This window comes from Acidisoma sp. S159 (genome assembly GCF_009766125.1).
GTDB lineage: Bacteria > Pseudomonadota > Alphaproteobacteria > Acetobacterales > Acetobacteraceae > Acidisoma.
In genome coordinates, this window is record NZ_LMUG01000002.1 from 121,669 (window position 1) to 140,725 (window position 19,057).

16 protein-coding genes, 2 tRNA genes and 1 riboswitch are annotated in these 19,057 nt (G+C 65.2%); of the genes, 9 read left to right on the forward strand and 9 right to left on the reverse strand.

The annotated features are described in order from the left end of the window. Positions 1-150 precede the first annotated feature (150 nt). Positions 151-1,065, forward strand: a complete 915-nt coding sequence (locus GSQ92_RS00785; protein ID WP_158800991.1) for a LysR substrate-binding domain-containing protein — start codon at positions 151-153, stop codon at positions 1,063-1,065. A gap of 5 nt (positions 1,066-1,070) precedes the next feature. Here the strand turns inward: GSQ92_RS00785 and GSQ92_RS00790 are convergent, their stop codons facing one another. After that, positions 1,071-2,051, reverse strand: a complete 981-nt coding sequence (locus GSQ92_RS00790) for a D-2-hydroxyacid dehydrogenase family protein (RefSeq protein ID WP_158800992.1) — start codon at positions 2,049-2,051, stop codon at positions 1,071-1,073. Between the two features lie 118 nt (positions 2,052-2,169). Here GSQ92_RS00790 and argE point away from each other — a divergent pair, with 118 nt between their 5' ends. From argE to GSQ92_RS00805, 3 genes are all read left to right on the forward strand, one after another. Then, positions 2,170-3,324 carry an acetylornithine deacetylase gene (argE, locus tag GSQ92_RS00795; protein ID WP_159012825.1) on the forward strand — a complete coding sequence of 385 codons (1,155 nt, stop codon included), beginning with the start codon at positions 2,170-2,172 and terminating at the stop codon, positions 3,322-3,324. A 5-nt stretch (positions 3,325-3,329) separates the two neighbouring features. Further along, positions 3,330-3,614 carry a hypothetical protein gene (locus GSQ92_RS00800; RefSeq protein WP_158800994.1) on the forward strand — a complete coding sequence of 95 codons (285 nt, stop codon included), beginning with the start codon at positions 3,330-3,332 and terminating at the stop codon, positions 3,612-3,614. Between the two features lie 134 nt (positions 3,615-3,748). Continuing rightward, complete coding sequence (locus GSQ92_RS00805) at positions 3,749-4,078, forward strand: SWIB/MDM2 domain-containing protein (protein ID WP_158800995.1); 330 nt, start codon at positions 3,749-3,751, stop codon at positions 4,076-4,078. Between the two features lie 631 nt (positions 4,079-4,709). Here the strand turns inward: GSQ92_RS00805 and GSQ92_RS00810 are convergent. Beyond that, positions 4,710-4,785, reverse strand: a tRNA-Ala gene (locus GSQ92_RS00810). 127 nt (positions 4,786-4,912) lie between these two features. Between GSQ92_RS00810 and GSQ92_RS00815 the strand changes: the two genes are divergently transcribed. After that, positions 4,913-5,233, forward strand: a complete 321-nt coding sequence (locus tag GSQ92_RS00815; RefSeq protein ID WP_158800996.1) for a YggT family protein — start codon at positions 4,913-4,915, stop codon at positions 5,231-5,233. A 34-nt stretch (positions 5,234-5,267) separates the two neighbouring features. On the opposite strand, the gene GSQ92_RS00820 is transcribed toward GSQ92_RS00815, so the two are convergent. Beyond that, complete coding sequence (locus tag GSQ92_RS00820) at positions 5,268-6,074, reverse strand: TerB family tellurite resistance protein (RefSeq protein ID WP_159012826.1); 807 nt, start codon at positions 6,072-6,074, stop codon at positions 5,268-5,270. 65 nt (positions 6,075-6,139) lie between these two features. On the opposite strand from GSQ92_RS00820, the gene GSQ92_RS00825 reads away from it, so the two are divergent. Beyond that, complete coding sequence (locus GSQ92_RS00825; RefSeq protein WP_158800998.1) at positions 6,140-9,760, forward strand: hydantoinase B/oxoprolinase family protein; 3,621 nt, start codon at positions 6,140-6,142, stop codon at positions 9,758-9,760. An 11-nt stretch (positions 9,761-9,771) separates the two neighbouring features. After that, on the forward strand, positions 9,772-12,672 hold the full coding sequence (locus tag GSQ92_RS00830) for an AsmA-like C-terminal region-containing protein (RefSeq protein ID WP_158800999.1): 2,901 nt from the start codon (positions 9,772-9,774) through the stop codon (positions 12,670-12,672). Here GSQ92_RS00830 and GSQ92_RS00835 read toward each other — a convergent pair. Further along, complete coding sequence (locus tag GSQ92_RS00835) at positions 12,654-12,872, reverse strand: ribbon-helix-helix domain-containing protein (protein WP_158801000.1); 219 nt, start codon at positions 12,870-12,872, stop codon at positions 12,654-12,656. The two genes, GSQ92_RS00830 and GSQ92_RS00835, sit on opposite strands and share 19 nt — an antisense overlap. Before the next feature lie 296 nt (positions 12,873-13,168). Between GSQ92_RS00835 and GSQ92_RS00845 the strand changes: the two genes are divergently transcribed. After that, positions 13,169-13,387: a hypothetical protein gene (locus GSQ92_RS00845; protein WP_158801002.1), complete on the forward strand. Its 219-nt coding sequence runs from the start codon at positions 13,169-13,171 to the stop codon at positions 13,385-13,387. Between the two features lie 32 nt (positions 13,388-13,419). On the opposite strand, the gene apaG is transcribed toward GSQ92_RS00845, so the two are convergent. Further along, positions 13,420-13,824, reverse strand: a complete 405-nt coding sequence (gene apaG, locus GSQ92_RS00850) for a Co2+/Mg2+ efflux protein ApaG (RefSeq protein WP_158801003.1) — start codon at positions 13,822-13,824, stop codon at positions 13,420-13,422. 204 nt (positions 13,825-14,028) lie between these two features. Continuing rightward, positions 14,029-15,228, reverse strand: a complete 1,200-nt coding sequence (metZ, locus tag GSQ92_RS00855; RefSeq protein ID WP_159012827.1) for an O-succinylhomoserine sulfhydrylase — start codon at positions 15,226-15,228, stop codon at positions 14,029-14,031. A gap of 47 nt (positions 15,229-15,275) precedes the next feature. Then, a riboswitch (SAM riboswitch) is annotated at positions 15,276-15,355 on the reverse strand. Positions 15,356-15,443: 88 nt separating this feature from the next. On the opposite strand from metZ, the gene GSQ92_RS00860 reads away from it, so the two are divergent. Next, positions 15,444-15,517: transfer RNA gene (locus tag GSQ92_RS00860), tRNA-Gly, on the forward strand. A gap of 10 nt (positions 15,518-15,527) precedes the next feature. Here GSQ92_RS00860 and GSQ92_RS00865 read toward each other — a convergent pair. From GSQ92_RS00865 to GSQ92_RS00875, 3 genes are all read right to left on the reverse strand, one after another. Next, complete coding sequence (locus GSQ92_RS00865; protein ID WP_158801005.1) at positions 15,528-17,639, reverse strand: protein-disulfide reductase DsbD domain-containing protein; 2,112 nt, start codon at positions 17,637-17,639, stop codon at positions 15,528-15,530. A gap of 74 nt (positions 17,640-17,713) precedes the next feature. Beyond that, on the reverse strand, positions 17,714-17,923 hold the full coding sequence (locus GSQ92_RS00870; protein WP_159012828.1) for a hypothetical protein: 210 nt from the start codon (positions 17,921-17,923) through the stop codon (positions 17,714-17,716). Positions 17,924-18,452: 529 nt separating this feature from the next. Then, positions 18,453-18,875: a hypothetical protein gene (locus GSQ92_RS00875; protein ID WP_158801007.1), complete on the reverse strand. Its 423-nt coding sequence runs from the start codon at positions 18,873-18,875 to the stop codon at positions 18,453-18,455. Positions 18,876-19,057 lie beyond the last annotated feature (182 nt).

Consider the following 19,057-nt stretch of genomic DNA (forward strand, 5'->3'; position numbering starts at 1 on the left):
TCCCGGGCACTTAGCGGACCCTTGCATGGTCGGAAGGCTAGCGGCGCGGCTGGTCCCGTGCCAGATTGCGCGGCGGCTATAGCAGCTATGATCACCGCGACAGGAGTGGCGCGGATGGGCCAAGCTTAGCGTTTACCGACTGGAACCCGCTTGGAACTGAAACAGCTCCGATATTTTCTATCCGTTGCCGATGCCGGCAGCTTCTCGAAGGCTGCAGTCAAGCTGTCGCTGACCCAGCCGGTGTTAAGCCGGCAAGTCAAGTTTCTCGAGGAGGAACTGGGTGAGGAGCTGTTTTACCGCAACGGCCGCGGCATCGTCCTCTCCGACGCCGGCGAGGTTCTCGCAACCCATGCCCGCAGCATGGTTGAAGTCGCCGACCGCATTATCGGCGAGATGGCCGCGCGACGGACTTCGCCGAGCGGCAAAGTCGCCATCGCGATGCCACCCTCGATCGGCTGGGTGCTGACGGTTCCTTTGGTGCAGCGCTGCCGGGAATTTTATCCGGCGATCTCCCTGCATGTCGTCGAGGGCTTCAGCGGCCATGTCCTGGAATGGCTGGCAAACGGACGCGTCGATATCGGCGTCGTCTACAACGCGCCGCGTCACCCAACCCTGCTAACCGAGCCATTGCTCGAAGAGGATTTGATCCTGCTCGGCCCGATGTCGGACCCGGCGGGCGTCGGCAACGGCTCCATCACCGCCGAGCGGCTGGCGCAGGTGCCCCTCATCATGCCGGCGAGGCCGCATGGGCTGCGCATGCAGGTCGATCAGGCGATGAGCCGGCTCGGCGTCACGCTGCGCATCGAGCACGAGATGGATGCAATGGCCTCAACCCTAGGCCTGGTCGAGGCAGGCGTCGGCTACACCATCCTCTGCTATGCCGCGACCGAGCCGCGCATCGCAGCGGGCCGGCTACGCTGGTGGCGAATCGCGGCGCCTACCCTCACCCGGCAGCTCATGCTCGCGACAGCGACGCAACGCCCGATGACCGCGGCGACGCGACTCGTCATCAAGATGATTCGCGACCAGGTGGCGGATCTGTCCTGGGGTCCGGCGACGGGTTAGTCTGATCAAGACTTCACCGCTTCCGGATTGACCATCCTGACCGGATGCCCATCGAGGAAAGCCAGCGCATTCTCCACGCTCTGCGGATAGAAAGCGGCCCAGGTCTCCGCGACGCCATAGCCGAGATGCGGCATCAGCACAGTGTTCTTCGCTCGGCGCAGCGGATGGTCCGAGGGCAGCGGCTCCCGGTCGAAGACATCGAGCGCCGCGACGATACGCTTCGCGCTCACCGCTTCCATCAGAGCCTCCTCATCCACGAGCGGCCCGCGCGAGGTGTTGACGAGGATCGCGCCCGGCTTCATGCGGGCGATCTCCGCCGCCCCGATGATGCCGCGGCTCCGTGGTGACAAGACGAGATGCAGGCTGATCGCATCCGACCGGGCGAGCAGATCATTCTTCGTGGCGTATTCCGCCCCGGCCGCCTCCGCCGCTTCCGGGGTGAGGTTCTGGCTCCAGGCGAGGACCGTCATGTCGAGAGCGCGGCCATAACGGGCCATGAGGCCGCCGAGCCGCCCAAGTCCGATCACTCCAAGCGTTTTGCCCGCAAGCCCAATCCCGACTGGCACGCCTTCCTGAAAGCCACCCCGCCGCATCGTCGCATCTCCCACAGCGATGCCGCGTGCTGCCGCGATGAGCAGGCCAAGCGCGAGCTCGGCCGTTGCCGCTGCTCCCTTTCCATCGCTGACCGTGTTGCAGACCAAAATGCCGCGCGCCGTACAGGCATCGACGTCGAGTGACGCGTTCTTTGCCCCGGTGATTCCCAACATCCGCAGCGCTGGCAAACGTGCGATCAGGGATGCGGGCATCGGCGTTCTCTCACGCATCGACAGGATGATCTCGAACTCGGCCAGCGCCGATACGGCGGCATCCTCGCTCTCGAAGGCTTCGGCGAAGAACACGACCTCGGCCTTTTCCGACAGGGCCGACCAGTCGGCGCTGGCCCGGGCGATCCGTTGCCAGTCGTCGATCACCGCTGCTTTGACCACACGTGCCTCCATTGCTTGCCCTCGCCCTGGCTAATGCCATCCCGCATCGGGCGGAAGCGTGGCATGCCACGAGAATGCGATGGTGTTAACGTGAGGCAAGGCTGTGAGGCACGTCGGAATGAGAGATACGGTTGCGACGCTGGGTCACCTCGTCGGTTTCCCCAGCCTCAGCCGCCGCCCCAATGAGCCGATCGTCACGTGGGTGGCCGACTACCTGCGCGCGACCTCCGCCCGCATTCGCCTCATTCCCGGGGACGAGCCCGATAGAGTCAGTCTCCTCGCAAGCTACGGGCCGGACACACCCGATGGCATCGTGCTCTCGGCCCATTGCGACGTGGTTCCGGTTGAGGGACAGCCATGGACCAGCGATCCCTTCACCCTCCGCGAAGAAAACGGGCGGCTGCATGCGCGCGGCGCCACCGACATGAAGGGCTTTCTCGCGGCGATGCTGACGGTCGGCGAGGCGGCCGGCCGGCGGAAGCTCGCCCGGCCCCTGCACCTCATGCTGTCGCATGACGAGGAAATCGGCTGCGTCGGCATCCGCTCCCTGCTGCGGGTTCTCGCGGCAGAAGGCTTCCGCGCCGCCGGTTGCATCGTCGGCGAACCGACCGGACTGCGGGTCGCGACCGGCCACAAGGGCAAGATCGCGGCCGAGGCCGTTTGCCGTGGCGAGGCCGCGCATAGCGCCAACCCTTTCCTCGGCTACAACGCGATCGGCCTTGCCGCCGGTATCGTGAGTGAGATCGAGGCTTTGCAATCCTGGCTTTCGTCACAAGGCAGACGGGACGAATCGTATGAGGTGCCGTTCAGCACGGTCCAAGTCGGCACCATCCAGGGCGGCACGGCGCTGAATATCGTGCCGGACCGCTGCGCGCTCGCCTTCGAATTGCGGCTGCTTCCCGGCGAGGACGGCGCCGCCTTGCTCGACCGTCTGCGCGACGGGGCGGAACAGCGGCTGCGCTCTCCGCGTGCCGAGGGTCATGCCGCCGCCATCGAGATTTCAGTGACAAGCGCATATCCCGGCCTCGCGGAGCCCGATCCGGATGCCGAAATCGTCGCTCTCGCCAAGGCAGCTACCGGCGACGCGAGCGAGATCCGGCTGGGTTTCGGCACCGAGGCCGGGCTGATCAGCGAGCAACTGAACTTGCCTACCGTTGTCTGCGGCCCCGGCTCGATCGATCGCGCCCACAAGGCCGACGAATTCATCACCCGCCCCGAACTCGAGGCCTGCGACCGCTTTCTGGGGACGGTACTAGACCGACTCACCGCTTAGGTCGCGTGCTGCGCGTAAACTTCTTTTTCGGCGGTCAATTTGTGCGAATCGAGGATCTCATGGGGGCGGATGAGGAGTTTGGCTCGACCACGGCCGCCGGGGTGGTGCCATGCTCCCGAGTCGGCAACATCGATGCAGGGGACAAAATGAGGGCCGATGGCCGCCCATGGCCGATCAGTGTGCGAATCAAGTCACTTTACTGGCAAAAGCATGCGGAAGGTTGGCATGGAACACCAGTTAACTGCGCGGATGTGGAAGCTCCTCTTGATTTGGTCGAGGGAATGGCCTGAGAAGGACTAGCTGGATGCGCAGGCACAACCAGCTTGCTTTTCAAGCCCGAAGACACATCGCCGCGACGGAGGCTTGTTGCCGCCGCAATCGGGGTGAAGGATAAGGGCACACCATTCGTCGATGAGGAAACTTTATGCCAGACAAGACCGCCCCTAAGGCTCCCGCGAAAGCCGCTCCCAAGGCCGCCGCCAAGGCCGCGCCAGCCGCGGCCGCTGGAAAGAAGCCGAATGCGCTTCAGCAGCCACTCAAGCCTTCCGCTGAGCTGGCCGAGGTGGTCGGGCAGGGAACCCTCTCGCGCGGCGAGGTGGTGAGCAAGGTCTGGGAATACATCAAGTCCCATAACCTGCAGAACCCTGAAAACAAACGCGAAATTCTGGCCGACGACAAGCTTCGCAAGGTCTTCGGCAAGGACAAGGTGACGATGTTCGAGATGAACAAGCACCTCGCGCAGCATCTGAAGTAGCTAATGGGCGGAGCTTTCTCAGACGAAGGGAAGCTCCGCCTGCCGATTCTTCCGATTTCCCGACAATCGCTGGTTCCTCGTTAAGCAACGGCGCCGTGAATACATGAGCGCTATGCCCGGTGGCTTGCGGTCGCGCATACGCGACCCGCGCCGGGGGTCAGAACGTGGGTCGCTTCGAGATGATCGCAGCGCGCGGTTGCCTCAAGACTCGCTTTGGACGTTCCGCAAATGCCAGAGCCGTTCGTGAGCTGCGACAAGCGTATCCATCGATCTGCGCCGATCAGCCTTCACATGGATGGGGCGATGCACAAGGATGGTCTCCAAGATCTGAAGCAGTTGCTCCGCGATCTCGAATTCCTCCTGGTCGCAAGCCTGATGAAAGGCAATGAGGACCTTGTCAGACAGACGACGCGTGTAGCGTGGTTGTCCCGCGTTCATGTAGCTCAGAGGGACCCTCCTGCGTTCGCGTGACAGGTTGCATGCAAGCAGTGGCAGCAAAGTCCGTTCAGGGAAAGTTAACCATTCGGCGGATCGTCCAATTTTACGTCCGCAACGCACGAACTAAAAATGCGCGCGAGCAAACGATCGCGGCGCAATCACGGAACGTTATGAATGGGTTAAACCGGCGGAATGGTGGAGCTGAGGGGGATCGAACCCCTGACCTCGTCATTGCGAACGACGCGCTCTCCCAGCTGAGCTACAGCCCCATCCCGCCGGGCGCGGAACATGGTCAGGTGCCGACCTGCTGTCAAGCACGCTCCCCGAGTGGCCGTGTTGCAGCCCCCGGTCAGGCTCGTTAGGGTCCGCCGCGACCGCTAAGGAAGACCGAGAACCATGGGTGCCGACTTACTATCCGACCTATACTGGCTCATCGAGAAGGTGATCAGCCTCTATATCTGGGCGATCATCCTGGCGGCGGTCTTCACCACCCTCGCCTCTTTTGGTGTCCTCGATACGCGCAACCGTTTGGTCTGGACGATCGGCGACTTCCTCAACCGCGTGACAGCGCCGGTTCTCAACCCGATTCGCCGGATCATCCCGTTTCTCGGCAGCATCGACATCAGCCCGATCGTCGCGATTTTGCTGCTGGGCGTCCTGCAACGCGTGATTACCCAGATCTATTTTCGTTTTGTGATGTCGGGCGGTGGCTTCTGAGCGGCAAACAGCCGCAGAGGTAAGCAGCCTCGCCCTAAAGGCCGCGCTCGCGCTTGATGCGGTCCCAGGCGGCGTTGATCCGGGCCGCCCGCTGTGTCGCCCGGGCGATGAACTCCACCGGCACACCACGCGCGGCCAGCCCGTCGGGGTGGAACTCCCGCATCAGCCGCTTCCGCGCTTCCCGCAGCTCAGCGTCGGTCGCGTTGCGGGTCAGGCCAAGCTCCGTATAGGGATTGCCGTCCTCCGAGGCACGGGCGCGATCCGAAGTGCCCCCCATCGCCTGGTCCCAGGAAAACCGGTCGAGCCGGAACAGCCGGTGGACCTGGGCAAGGAAGGCGATCTCCTGCTGGTTGACCGCGCCATCCGCCCGCGCGATCGCGAAAAGCGCCCGCAGCACTTCCTCCAGGACCACGCGATTGTCGGCCTCGAAGGCGAGTGTGAGTTCCTGCGCGAAGGGCTCGAACCCGGCCGGGCTTTTGCGGGCCGCATCGAACATGCGTCCGACCTCCGCCACATTATGCGCCGGCACGTGGAAGGCGCGCTTGAAGGCGTCGATTTCCAGCCGGTTGACCGGTCCGTCGCATTTGGCGAGCTTGGCCGAGAGGGTGACGGCGCCGATGGCGAAAACTTGATCGCGGCGGCCTAGCATGGCGGCGAAGCGGGCCGAGCTAAGCGGGCTCGGGCCCGAATCACGCTTCGGTTTGAAGCCTTGCAGGGCCGATTGCATGCCGGGGATCATCCCGGCATCCGCGGCATGGCCCAATGCGGCGCCCACAACTCCGCCGATCGGGCCACCGACTGCGAAGCCGGCGACGCCGCCGATGATCTTTCCCCATAGCATGACACGGGTCTAACACGGGCGCGGCAGCGCGGCGAGACGATGCCACCACCGCATTTGGAGTGTGGATGACCGGCTGGAGGTTCTGGATCGACCGCGGCGGCACCTTCACCGACATCGTCGCGCGTGATGCCGCCGGGCACATCTCCGCAGTCAAGCTGTTGAGCGAGAATCCCGGCCGCTATCACGATGCCGCGCTCGCGGGCATCCGTCAGGTGCTCGGCCTCGGCGCGCAAGACGCGATCCCGGCGGATCGGGTCGCGGAGGTCCGCATGGGCACCACGGTCGCCACCAACGCGCTTTTGCAACGCAGGGGCGAGCCGGTCCTGCTGGTCACCAATGTTGGCCTGGGCGATCTGTTGCGCATCGGCAACCAGGCGCGCGCTCGCCTTTTCGACCTCGATATTCGGCGATCTCCGCCGTTGCACGCGGAGGTGCTGGAGATTTCCAGGCGCCTCGACGCCAGTGGTCGAGAGATCGCACCGCTCGATGAAGCCATGGTTGCCGCGGGACTGGGGGCTGCCCGGGCGCGCGGGCTGACCGCCGTCGCGATTGTCTTGATGCATGCCTGGGCGCATCCTGCACAGGAAGCGGCCGTCGCGCGGCTCGCTGCTGCAACCGGCTTCACCCAGATCTCGACGAGCCACGGGGTCGGCGCATTGCTCCGCATCGTCCCGCGCGGCGAGACGGCGGTGGCCGACGCCTACCTCTCGCCAGTGCTCCGACAATACGTCGACCGGGTGGCGGCAGCGCTGCCGGGGGTGCCGCTGTTCTTCATGCAATCCCATGGCGGCCTTGCCGAGGCCCGGAGTTTTGCGGGCAAGGACGCGATCCTTTCCGGCCCCGCAGGCGGAATAGTCGGCGCCGCGCGCACGGCAGAGGCGGCGGGCTTCGACCGTGTCATCGGCTTCGATATGGGCGGCACATCGACCGATGTCGCGCTCTATGCGGGCACCTTCGAGCGGGCGACGGAGACCGAGGTTGCTGGTGTCCGGCTACAGGTCCCGATGATGGCGATCCACACGGTCGCGGCGGGCGGCGGCTCGATCCTCGGCTTCGACGGGGCGCGCATGACGGTGGGACCGAACTCGGCCGCCGCGGATCCGGGACCGCTCTGCTACCGGGGCGGCGGACCGCTGACCGTCACCGATGCCAATGTGTTGCTCGGCAAAATCCAGCCCGCCTATTTTCCAGTGATTTTCGGCCCCAACGGCGATCTTCCGCTAGACGCGGCAGCCACAAAACAAGCCTTCGCCGACCTCGCGACCCGCGTCGGCAAAGCCACCGGCGGCGCCCAAGACGCCCATACGGTCGCGGAGGGCTATATCCGCATCGCTGTCGCGCATATGGCTCGCGCCATCCGCGAGATCTCCACGCGACGAGGTCGGGACGTCGCCGCTTTCACCCTCGCCTGCTTTGGTGGCGCTGGCGGTCAGCACGCCTGCCTGGTCGCCGAGGCGCTCGGCATGTGCCGCATCTTCATTCATCGCCAGGCTGGCGTTCTCTCCGCCTACGGCATCGGCCTCGCCCAACCCTCTGCGATCCGGACCCAGGCAGTTGAGCGGCACCTCGACGAGGCCGGTTTAGCGGCGGCCCAGGCTTTGCGGCGCAGCCTGGAGGAGACCGCGCGAGGAGCGCTTACGGCCCAGGGACTTGCGGCCGAAGCCATCACGGCGACCGCCACCGCTGAACTGCGACTGGACGGCACAGACGCGCCGCTTCGTGTGCCCTTCGCTGATGCAGACACGATGCGCGCGAGCTTTGCGGCGGAGCATCAGGCGCGCTTCGCCTTCCCCGCCCCGCCCCGCCAGCTCGTTGTCGAGAGCCTCACAGTGGAAGCAACCGCACCCGCTCCCACGATCGAAGAAGCCCCATGGCCCGCGCGCGCCGCGGGCGAGGTTCCGGAGCCGAGTGATCGCGTCACCGTCTTCACCCAGGGTGCGTCGCACGACACGCCGGTTTTCGCGCGCGACGCTCTGAGGCGCGGTGACCTGCTATCCGGCCCCGCCCTCATCCTCGACGACACCGCGACAACCATGGTCGAGCCTGGATGGCGCGTCAGGGTTACCGGCCACGGCCACCTTGTCCTGGAACGGGACGAATCGGAGACGCCCAGGCTGGCGCCCGCCCAGATGGAACGGCAGACCGCTGACCCCGTGCTCCTCGAACTCGTCAACAACCTTTTCATGGGGGTCGCGGAGCATGCCGGCATCGTGCTCCGTCAGTCCGCGCTAAGCGTCAACATCAAGGAGCGGCTCGACTTCAGTTGCGCTCTATTCGACGCCGAGGGCCGGCTGATCGCGAACGCGCCGCATGTCCCCGTGCATCTCGGCGCCATGGGCGAAAGCGTGCGGCACATCATTGCGCGGCGCGGCGCCACATTCCGGCCGGGCGATGTCGTGGCCCTTAACGACCCCTATGCCGGGGGCACGCATCTGCCGGATATCACTGTCATCACGCCCGTCTTCGACGAGGCGGGACAGACGATCCGCTATTTCCTCGCCAATCGTGGCCACCATGCCGATGTCGGCGGCACCACGCCGGGCTCGACGCCCTCGGATTCCACTACCCTGGCCGAGGAGGGTGTCGTCATCGACGATTTCCTCATCGTCTCCGGTGGCGCGATGCGGGAGGAGGAATTTCGCGCGTTGCTCACTAACAACCCCCATCCCGCCCGCAGTCCGGATGTGAACCTCGCCGATATCGCGGCACAGATCGCGGCCAATCATGCGGGGGCCGCCGAAATGGCGCGGGTCATCGCCGAATGGGGCTGGGCGACTGTCACCGCCTACATGGCGCACATTCGCGCCAATGCCGCGGAAGCAGTTCGCTGGGTGATCGACCGCCTCGACGACGGCGACTTTGCGCTCACCATGGAGGACGGTGCGCCTCTGCGCGTCGCTGTCCGCGTCGATCGCGCTGCCCGACGCGCCACCATCGACTTCACCGGCACCGGCACCCAGAGCCCCGGGAACTTCAACGCCCCGCCGGCCGTCACCCGCGCCGTTGTCCTTTATGTCTTCCGCTGCCTGGTGGCGGAGGAGATCCCGCTCAACGATGGCTGCCTTGAGCCGCTCGACATCCTCATCCCGACGGGCAGCTTCCTGGCGCCGAGGCCTGGTGCGGCGGTGGTGGCCGGCAATACCGAGGTCAGCCAGGCGGTGGCCAATGTTCTTTTGGGCGCGATTGGCGCCTGTGCCTCCGCACAAGGCACTATGAACAACCTCCTATTCGGAGATGCGCGCCGCCAGTATTACGAGACGATCTGCGGCGGCTCCGGCGCAGGACCGGGCTTCGATGGAAGCAGCGCTGTGCAGACCCACATGACGAATACGCGAATGACCGACCCCGAGGTGCTGGAACTGCGCTTCCCCGTGCGCCTGGAGAGCTTCTCCCTCCGCCCAGGATCGGGTGGCGACGGCGCATGGCGCGGCGGTGATGGCGTGGTACGGCGCCTGCGTTTCCTCGAACCGATGACCGCTGTGATCGTGGCTTCCCGCCGGCACGAAGGCCCCTTCGGTCTCGCGGGCGGCAATCCGGGTGCTACCGGTGACCAGTGGGTTGAGCGCGGTGGCCAGAATCTGCCACTCGCCGGCCGCGACCGGATCGAGTTGCGGCCCGGCGATATCCTCGGAATCGCGACGCCGGGTGGCGGCGGTTTCGGCGCGGTTTCAGAGACGCCCCCTTGAGCGGATCCGGCATGAAGGCGCCCGCGAAGCGCCGCCGGCAGGCATTCCGCCCACGGCTGGTGCCGTTGCTCGCGGCGACCCTCGTTGTGTCTCTCGCCATCCTCTGGCTGCTCCCGCCGCTCTTCGACTGGCAATTGCACCGCGCCGCGATCGAGGCGGCGGCCAGCGGCTTCGTCGGCCGCGATGTCCGCATCAGCGGCCCGATCCGCGTCAGCCTGCTCCCGCAGCCTTCGGTCACCGCCGAACAAGTCGAAGTGCGGGACAACGGCGACGGCACCCGCATGTCCGCCCATGACCTGACGATGAGCCTATCGCTGGGCGCCCTGCTGACCGGCCGGCTCGATGTCACTCATGTCGCACTGGACCGGCCCGACATCCGCCTGCCCTGGCCGCTGCCGCGCGGCCCGCTCTCACTCGAGCCGCCGCCTTGGCTCGCATCGCTTTCCGCTGAGGTCAGCCATGGCCGAATCCTGGTCGGACCGCTGCAGATCGAGGATGCCTCCTTCACCGTCGCTACCGGGGGTCCTTCGGCCGCGCTGCAGGTTGATGGCCGTGCGACGCTTGCCGGCCGGCCGTGGAACCTATCGCTCGCGCTATCCTGGCCGATGAGCGATGGCAGCGCGCCGCTCGCGATTGGCGCGGACAGTATCAACGGCCCGGCCACCAGCTTTGTCTTCACCGGTGCCATGCGCGGCGACAGCAAGATCGCCGGCCGCCTCACGGCCCATGGCGATGACCTCGCGGACCTCCTGCCGACGCCGCAACAGCCTTTCGAGGCTGCCGGCACGCTGAGAGCGGATCGCGAGGGACTTCGGGTCGACGATCTCGCGCTCGTGCTCGGTACCACGGCGGCCACCGGCGCCCTGCGGTTCGCGCTGCCCCGCCGTCTCCGCGGCGCCGGCGGCTCGGCCACCCCCATCGAACTGCGGCTTCACGTACCGCTGATCGACATCGAGCCCTGGGCACTCGCCGTACAGAAGAATCCGGCACCGCCCCTACCGCTCAAGGTCGATTTCACCGCCGACGCGGCGACCTATGGCGGCGGATTGCTGCGCCGCGTCGCTCTACATTTCGAGACCACGGGCGGCCGGTTGCGGATCGACAACGCGACAGCGAGCCTGCCCGGCGAAAGCCTCGTCAACCTCGCCGGATACTACGATCCGGCCACCGCGGTTTTTCTCGGCAAGGCGCAAGTCACCGCACCCTCGCCCGCCGCGACGCTACATTGGCTGACCCAGGCGCAGCTCCTGCCCGAAACCGGCGCCATCGCGACGGCACTCGACAGCCTGGATGTGGCGGGCGATTTGCGCCTGTCGAGCGGGCAGATGGTCGCGACCTCGATCACCGGGCGGATGAACGACACCCTCGTGACGGGCGGCTTGTCGATCCTAAATGGCACCCATCCCTCGGTGGCGGGAGCGCTCGATTTCGGCAAGCTGGACCTCGGCCTTTGGCTACCGCAGGCCTGGTGGGACGCTCCGCCGAAGCCGGAAACCTTGGCCCATGCGATCACCGGCGTCACCGCCGACCTCCGCCTCTCCGCGCGGCAGGCTTGGCTCGGCGACACCGCGATTGACCACGCGCTGGTCGATCTTTCGGTTGCAGGTGGCAAGCTCGTGCTGCGCCAGCTGGGCGGCCGGATCGCGGGAGTGCAGTTCGTCGGTTCTGGCGCGATGGATTCGAGCGGCAAAATGGACGGCGTGCGGCTGATCGTCTCCGCCCAGCCAGCGGATCGACTATCGGCGTTTGTGCCGCCCCGCCTGCGCGGTGCCGCCGGATTCTGGTCCGCGCCGCTTCTCGCGAGCGTGGTCGCCAACGGAGCGCCCAACCGCCTAGCACTCACGGTCAATGCGAGCGTCGGGGATCTGGCGCTCTCGGCGCAGCCCATCATCGATCTGGCGCATATGAGCGGCCACGGCAACGTCACGCTGCGCCATCCCAATGCCGACCGCTTCTTGCGTGACCTCGGCTTTGGCTCGGGCACCACCTGGCTCGGCGAAGGCTCGCTGTCGATGGTGGCCGAGGCGACGGTCAATGGCGCGAGCTGGAAGCTGGCGCCGCTCGCCTTCAGCCTCGGCCTGGTGCATGGCAGCGGCCAGATCGGCGATGCGGACAGCAATGCCCCGGACGAGCGCGGCATCACAGGCGTCTTCGCGATAGACACCTTTCCTTGGCCGCACCCCGACCCGGACGAGCCGATTCCGACCGAGCTTCTGCGAGGCTGGCAGGCGCGGCTGCACCTCACTATTGATCGCGTGGTGGATGCGCTGACGCCGCTTGCGACGAACGTCGTGGCGGATGCCGATATCGCCGACGACTCGCTCCTTGTCACACTGCATCGCGCGTCGGCGCTGGATGGCACTTTGGCAGGGGTGATCCGGCTGGAAGCACGGGTGCCGCCCGCCGTTTCCGTGAAACTCACCCTCGCGGACAGCAAGCTGGCGACGCCGATCGAGCCCCTGCCGATCCTCACGGCGAGCAATGTCGATGCGCAGTTCTCCGGCACGGCGCGGGGCTACAGTCTGGGTGCGTGGCTCTCCAGCCTGAACGGCACTGCCTCCTTTGGCAGCGGGGAGGCGACGCTCTCTGGCATCGACCTAGGCAAACTCGGCAACAATGTCGCGACCGGCCCCGCCGCGGCTGGCCTTTCGAGCGGCCACACCGTCTTCACTTCGCTTCACGCCATGGCATCCGTCTCACAAGGTGAGTTGCGGCTCGGAAACCTGAAAGCAGAAGGCCCGGCCGGCACGCTTTCGGCCACCGGCACCGCCGACCTCGTTCGCGGTGCCTGCGATCTGCGCGTGACGGTAACTCCTCACGGAACAGCCTCGCCTCCGGCGCCATTCGACCTGCTCCTGCAAGGGCCACTCGACGCGCCGAAACGCGCAGTGCTTCAGCGGGCCGCCGGATGACCGCCAGCAGCCAGCGCATATAGACGCAAGGCCGAGGCCAGCGGGCGCCGCGGGTCCCGCGTCGCATCAACCTCCGCCACCAGCGAGGCCAAGCTTTGCCCGTCACGCATGGCGAAGCTGTTCAGCACGGCCCAGAACTCGGCCTCCAGCGCGATGCTGGTGCGGTGGCCAGCGATCGTGAAGCTACGTTTGAGGAGCATCCGAAGGTCCAATTGCGCGGCTAAGACGAAAGGTGCAGGAGGATGACACTGCGGTGAACTCGGGGGCACCCCCATTGCCCTTGAGCGCCAGAGTGGCTAGATCATTGCTGAACCGGAAGCGAATGCGACGGTCGGAGTGGCTATGGCAAGTTTCAATAAAATATAATAAAAACGCCGCGTATCTAATTGATCACAAAAAATTTTGAGCACCCACGCTCTGAGGACATTATGGTCCGGCTCGGGCGATGTAGTGCCAAGGCAATCGCCGCATTCCATGCGGCGCGGGAGACGACAGGATGAGGCAGTCCTACATCATTGAGGTCGACGGCGTGTTCCTCGGAACGGCCGCAAGCTACGGCATTGGCGAAGGCTACCGGTTCGTCGGCGTCGATGCGCGCCTCAAACCGCTCGACGGACAGCATTTCGATCAGCTCGAAGAGGTTCGGGCCGAAGCGGCGCTCACTTTCCGCCGCGCCCGATACCCGAGCCACCTAATCGCCGTGCCGCGTTCCTGACGCGGCGTCCTCGCGCGCGCCAACACGCGCCTTCAATGAAGGCGCGTGTTCTGGTGGGGGCTGTCGAGGCTGAAGGCCGGGATCCTCACGTCGAAAGATTCGCCGGACGACGGTAAAACCATGTGGTAGTCGCCCACCATGAAGCCGCTCGGCGTGTCGAGCGGCGTTCCTGATGTGTACTCGAAGGATTCGCCGGGCTCGAGCGTCGGCTGTTCGCCAACCACGCCTTCGCCATGAACATGCTGCACGCGGCCAAGCGCATTGGTGATGCGCCAGGTTCGGCGCATGAGCTGCACGACCTGACTGCCGCGATTCTCGACACGGACGCGATACGCCCAGACATAGCGTCCTTCGTCCGGTTGAGACTGATCCTCAAGATAGAAGGATCGTACCCGAACGCAGATATCGCGGGTTGTTTCCGTGTAGTCGTCAGCCATCGATTCCGCCTGTCCCGTTTATGCGCTAAGACGCCCGGGGAATGCGCCGACGCCTATCGCAAAGCTTTACCTTGGCCCCTGCGCACCTACAATCAGTCTTCCCTTCGCCCATCCGCAACGTCGAATTTACTCCCCGCGCGATCGTCTCAGTCGTCTCAACACTGAGGCAATGCGCGGCTCCAATCGCAGGTTGCGTCAACGAGTCTAGCGTTTCAGCGCGTCCAGGGCTTGCGAAAGATCCTCAGTCAGGTCGGCGACATCCTCGAGTCCCACCGACAGACGCAGCGCACCCTCGGTGATGCCCAGCCTCGCGCGTTCCTCCACGGCGAGTCGCATATGCGTGGTCGTCGCCGGATGCGTGATGAGCGATTTCGAATCGCCTAGATTGTTGGAGATTGCGATGAGGCTCAAAGCGTTGAGAAATCGGAACGCCTCGGCTTTGCCGCCTGAGAGTTCGAAGGTCACCAGCGTGCCACCGGATGACATCTGGCGCATCGCAAGCTCACGCTGCGGATGGCTGGCCAGCGTCGGGTACCAGACTTTGGAAACCTCAGAGCGGGTCTCCAGGAAATGCGCCAGTGCTTCGGCCGAGCGGCTGGCCGCATCGACGCGAAGGCTCAGCGTTTCCAGCCCCTTGAGCAGCAGCCAGGCATTGAAGGGCGACAAGGCCGGGCCGGTGTTGCGGGTAAAGGGCTGCAGCACCTCCTCGATCCATTGCTTGCGGCCGAGAACGGCGCCGCCAAGCACCCGCCCCTGCCCGTCGATATGCTTGGTGCAGGAATACACCACCACATCCGCGCCCATCTCCAGCGGATGCTGATGCAAAGGCGTCGCGAAAACATTATCGACGACAACAATCGCACCCGCCGCATGCGATAGCTTCGCTACTGCGGGAAGATCGACGATCTCCAGCATCGGGTTGGAGGGCGTTTCCAGCAGGACAAGCTGCGTCGGCGTCGCCAAAGCCTCTCGCCACTGCGCCAGATCGGCACCATCGACGAAAACGGTTTCGATCCCGTAGCGCGGCAGCAGGGTGGAGACGATCCAGTGACAGGAGCCGAACAGCGCGCGCGCCGCCACGACCCGGTCGCCCGTCTTCAAGTGGCAAAGCATCGAGGATGAAACCGCCGCCATGCCTGTCGCCGTTGCGATGCAGGCTTCGGCGCCTTCGAGCAAGGCTAGCCGCTGCTCCAGCATGTTCACGGTCGGATTGCCGAAGCGCGTGTACTGGTAGTGCTTGACCTCACCCTTGAAGGTGGCCTCCGCCTGCTCCGCATTGTCGTAGACGAAGCCCGAGGTCAGGAAGAGCGCTTCGGCATTCTCCCCATACTGCGATCGCATGGTGCCGCCATGGACGAGCTGCGTCGCGGGGCGGAGTGCTTTGGGGTTTTTGATGACGGGCATCGCATGGGCCTCTGATCGAGAACCCGGCCGTGGATGCAGCGGCCCGTAACGCTGGGCAGCTGGCCTCTTTAGCGCGCTTCTTTAACCTCGCCGCAATCCGGCCGGACAAATCACGAGGGGCATGTCGATGCCGGCGCCAGGGATAAGGCGGCGCGGGCCGTGCCGTCAACGAGAGCTTTGCAATCGTCGCGCGGGGCGGATATGAGAGGCGCCGCGCGGGTATGGTGTAGTGGTAGCCCGTCAGCTTCCCAAGCTGAATGTGCGGGTTCGATTCCCGCTACCCGCTCCAATCCGCCCCCTCAGCCGGTTCTCTGGCCGATCGCATCCAGCACTATGCGGGGCGTTAGAATCTGCGGCAGCACCACGGCGGGCGCGCCACCTGCGGGGTAGAAAATATAGAGCGGCACACCGTCGCGGCGATGCGCGCGGAGGTAGGCGGTGATCTCGGGATCGCCCCGCGTCCAGTCGCCGACGAGATAGGTGATTCCCTGGCGGCGGAAACTGTCCCGCACCGCCGCGCGGTCGAGCGCCACGCGCTCATTCACGAGGCAGCTCACGCACCAGGCAGCCGTCAGGTCCACGAAAGCCGGCCGTCCCGCCGCGCGCAAGGCTGCCAGTTTGGCGCCCGAGAAGGTCTCCGAGCCATTGGCCAAGGCCATCGGCCGTTCGGAGGGCGTGGACCTCATCCCGAGCATCACCGGCAGAAGCCCGATCACCGCGAGGGTCGCGAGAGCAGGCGCCACCCGGCGGCCGAGCGGCGCGACCCAGGCCGCGAAGGCGATAAGCAACATCCCGCCCCCGGCCGCGAGCAACAGGTCATCGCCACCCTCGCGGCTCGCGACCCAAACCAGCCAGAGCACGCTCGCATAGACCGGAAAGGCGAGCGCCTGGCGCAATACCTCCATCCACCCGCCCGGCTTTGGCAGCAGATGGCCGATCCCCGGCACGAGGCTGACGACCACGAAGGGCAGTGCCAGACCGAGGCCGAGCGCCAGGAAGATCGCCATGGCCGCCGCTGCCGGACCCGACAGCGCGGCCGCGATAGCCGCGCCCATGAAGGGCGCCGTGCAGGGCGTCGCCACCACCGCCGCCAGAACGCCGGTGCAGAGGCTGCCGAAGATGCCGCCCCGTGCCGCGAAGGACTGACCCCACCCCGCCCAGCGTCCACCCGGCGCGATAACGCCGGAGAAGCTCAGCCCCACCGCGAAAAGTAGCCAAGCCATGAGCACCACGAAGACCGGCGACTGGAACTGAAAGCCCCAGCCGACAAGATGCCCGGTCTCCCGCAAGGTCAGCATGACTCCACCCAGGGCGGCGAAGCTGAGCAGCACCCCGGCGCCATAGGCCAGCCCCTCGCCGACCACCCGCCGCCGCTCGTTCCGCGCGCCGCTAAGTTTCGCGAGATGCGCCGCCTTCATCGCGAGGATCGGAAAGACGCAGGGCATCAGGTTGAGGATCAGGCCGCCGAGCAAAGCGCCCAGCAGCAGCGTCCAGAGACCAGAAGTCTCCGTTCCAGTTGCCGCTAAGGCACCGGAGGCAGTAGCCCCACCCACTTGGCCAACAGGCGCGGAGACGGCGGGAGGGGTGCCAGGAGCGGCAATCACCGTTAACCCACGCGTCGATCCGTCAGTATCCGTAAGCGTCAGAACGCCCCCGAGTTCCTTGGCCGTCGCGAGCGCCGCCTCCGGTTTGAGCGTCAGGCTCAAACCATCGGGCTGCTGGGCAAGCGGCTGCGGTGCGCCATGGTCGATGAGGCCGGGCGTGTCCGGAAAGAAATAGGCCGAGGCGATACGGCTACCTGCGAGAGCCGCGCCGCGCAGGCGGAGCGTGCCATCCGGCGCGATCCACGCACGGAGATCCGAAGCCTTGGGGATGTCCCGCTCCACCGCCGCGAAAAGCGGCGCCTGAGGCGAGGGCGTCGTCGCCGCGCCGATCGGCAGATCGAGCCGGAAACGCGCGCTTTCGGGCACGCAGATGTCCCGGCAGACGAGCCAGTTGACGCTCGCATCGATCGGCAGCGATCCTGTGGCGGAGGATGGCGGGGTGACCGCAAAGGGCAGCAGAACCGCCTTCTCATAGCCGTAAGTCGTCACCGGCCCTTCCGCCAACCGCGTCGGCACAGGCCAGCGCAACGGTGAGGCCTTTGTCCCCGGCGGCAGCTTTAGCGAGATCGCCGGAGCCAGACCCGCATCGCCGGGATTTTGCCAATACACATGCCAGCCCGGCGAAAGCTGGAATCGCAGACCAAGCTGAAAGCCCTGGCCCGCGGATACCTGGTCAGCATCCGAGACCAGGCTGACACGATCCCTTGCCGAGACCGCGGCCGCACTCTCCGCCGCGAGGGACGGCGCGACGCCGAGCGCACCGAGGACAAAGACCAAGACTGGCAGAAACGTGGTGGGCCGATACATGAACCCGAGTCTATGCGCTGCGGCGCTTTTTCGCCATCGCCTTCCCGGTCGCGCGCAGGAAGGTCGCGGATTGGCTATTCGGTCATTGGCAAGGCGACTGTCATCTCCGGTTTTCTCCAATCCAGCCCCTTGGCGAGGGAAAACATCGCCGTATTGACCTGATTGGCCTCCGGCGATTGCCAATCGAGCGGACGGCCTCCGTAGCTCACGGCATAGAGACCTTGCTTCCCATAAAGCCGCAAGCCTTTCTCTGAGCGGTTTTCGATATCGGTCCAGCTCTGCACGAAGTATTCCCCGTGCGTCCGTGCTCTCAAATAGAAGCTTGGCAAGGGGAAATTATACAGCATGCCAAGATCGTAACATGCTCCCCTCACCAAATGTTTTTGACAACTTTGAAGAGCCAATCTCGTGAAGAGTTCGAATGAACTCTGCGAATGCGGCAGAATCAAACGCGAGTTTGGTCCGTAACCCAGAATGTAGCCCGTCGGCGGCTCAGCGAGACTTTGTGCCGAAAATCCGTGTAGAGACGGTGGTCTATAAACTGTGCGCGGCAAACTGTGCGCGGCGTTGCGCCGCCCAAGGGCGCTCCACCAATCACCTCGCCTACGACACGCGTTCTCCATGTAAGTTGCCGCCCGTCGATCCAGCCTCGGCTTCGCTTCGCTGGCTCTGCGTTTTCGCTTGCCCGAAATCGCTAGGGAGAAGGGCGTGCGCTGGAGCCGAATTGGCGATCGGTAACGGCACTACCATGCGCTGTGGATCGCTTTGCAAGATGTGGGCGAGGCGGTCCATCGCGGAATAGACCGGCTTCGCCTAGGGGGACTGCCAATCGACCGGCCGGCCGTCATAGCTGACGGCATAGCCGCTCTGTGTTTGGCGAATCTGCAAACCATTTTGCGTCTGGTGTTCGGCGTCCCTGGGAGACTGCACGATATATCCAGCCGACTGATCGAGTTCGCGCAAATACATTCCCGGCAACCAGAACGGGCCTTCAGTGCCAAGATCATAACATGCTTCAGGCCGCAAGTTCGTTGCGCAATGTTCGAAAGCAGTTCGCGCAACCTTCATAAACCCGGCTTGTGATTTTGGAGTGAGTAATTTCAAGCCCGTTCCGTAGCCGAGAATGTCGGTAACGGCGTCATTGACGCCAGGCATGGGGAATACCTGAGAGGAGGACAGATCGGTCGCGCCCTGAGCTGTGCCCTGCGATCCGACTCCACCAAGCGATGTGCCCATGACGTCCTGCTCTCCGTAAGTCGCCGGGCATCACGCTACGTTCGGCTCTACCGCACGGCGGCCTCCCAAAGTGCCGCAGCGTTCGTTAAAATTGACTAACGAAAACTAACATTAAGCCAATGCCGCGCTTCCACCCAACGAGCTGATCGCCTTCGTTCCTCAACACGCGCCTGCGAAGCCTG

Coding starts and splice junctions, on each gene's coding strand:
- GSQ92_RS00805 (WP_158800995.1), top strand. CDS start 3,749: ATGCCAGACAAGACCGCCCCTAAGGCTCCCGCGAAAGCCGCTCCCAAG.
- metZ (WP_159012827.1), bottom strand. CDS start 15,228: ATGCCCGTCATCAAAAACCCCAAAGCACTCCGCCCCGCGACGCAGCTC.
- GSQ92_RS00820 (WP_159012826.1), bottom strand. CDS start 6,074: ATGCTATGGGGAAAGATCATCGGCGGCGTCGCCGGCTTCGCAGTCGGT.
- apaG (WP_158801003.1), bottom strand. CDS start 13,824: ATGGCTGACGACTACACGGAAACAACCCGCGATATCTGCGTTCGGGTA.
- GSQ92_RS00825 (WP_158800998.1), top strand. CDS start 6,140: ATGACCGGCTGGAGGTTCTGGATCGACCGCGGCGGCACCTTCACCGAC.
- GSQ92_RS00875 (WP_158801007.1), bottom strand. CDS start 18,875: ATGGGCACATCGCTTGGTGGAGTCGGATCGCAGGGCACAGCTCAGGGC.
- GSQ92_RS00865 (WP_158801005.1), bottom strand. CDS start 17,639: ATGTATCGGCCCACCACGTTTCTGCCAGTCTTGGTCTTTGTCCTCGGT.
- GSQ92_RS00815 (WP_158800996.1), top strand. CDS start 4,913: ATGGGTGCCGACTTACTATCCGACCTATACTGGCTCATCGAGAAGGTG.
- GSQ92_RS00830 (WP_158800999.1), top strand. CDS start 9,772: ATGAAGGCGCCCGCGAAGCGCCGCCGGCAGGCATTCCGCCCACGGCTG.
- GSQ92_RS00835 (WP_158801000.1), bottom strand. CDS start 12,872: ATGCTCCTCAAACGTAGCTTCACGATCGCTGGCCACCGCACCAGCATC.
- GSQ92_RS00845 (WP_158801002.1), top strand. CDS start 13,169: ATGAGGCAGTCCTACATCATTGAGGTCGACGGCGTGTTCCTCGGAACG.
- argE (WP_159012825.1), top strand. CDS start 2,170: ATGAGAGATACGGTTGCGACGCTGGGTCACCTCGTCGGTTTCCCCAGC.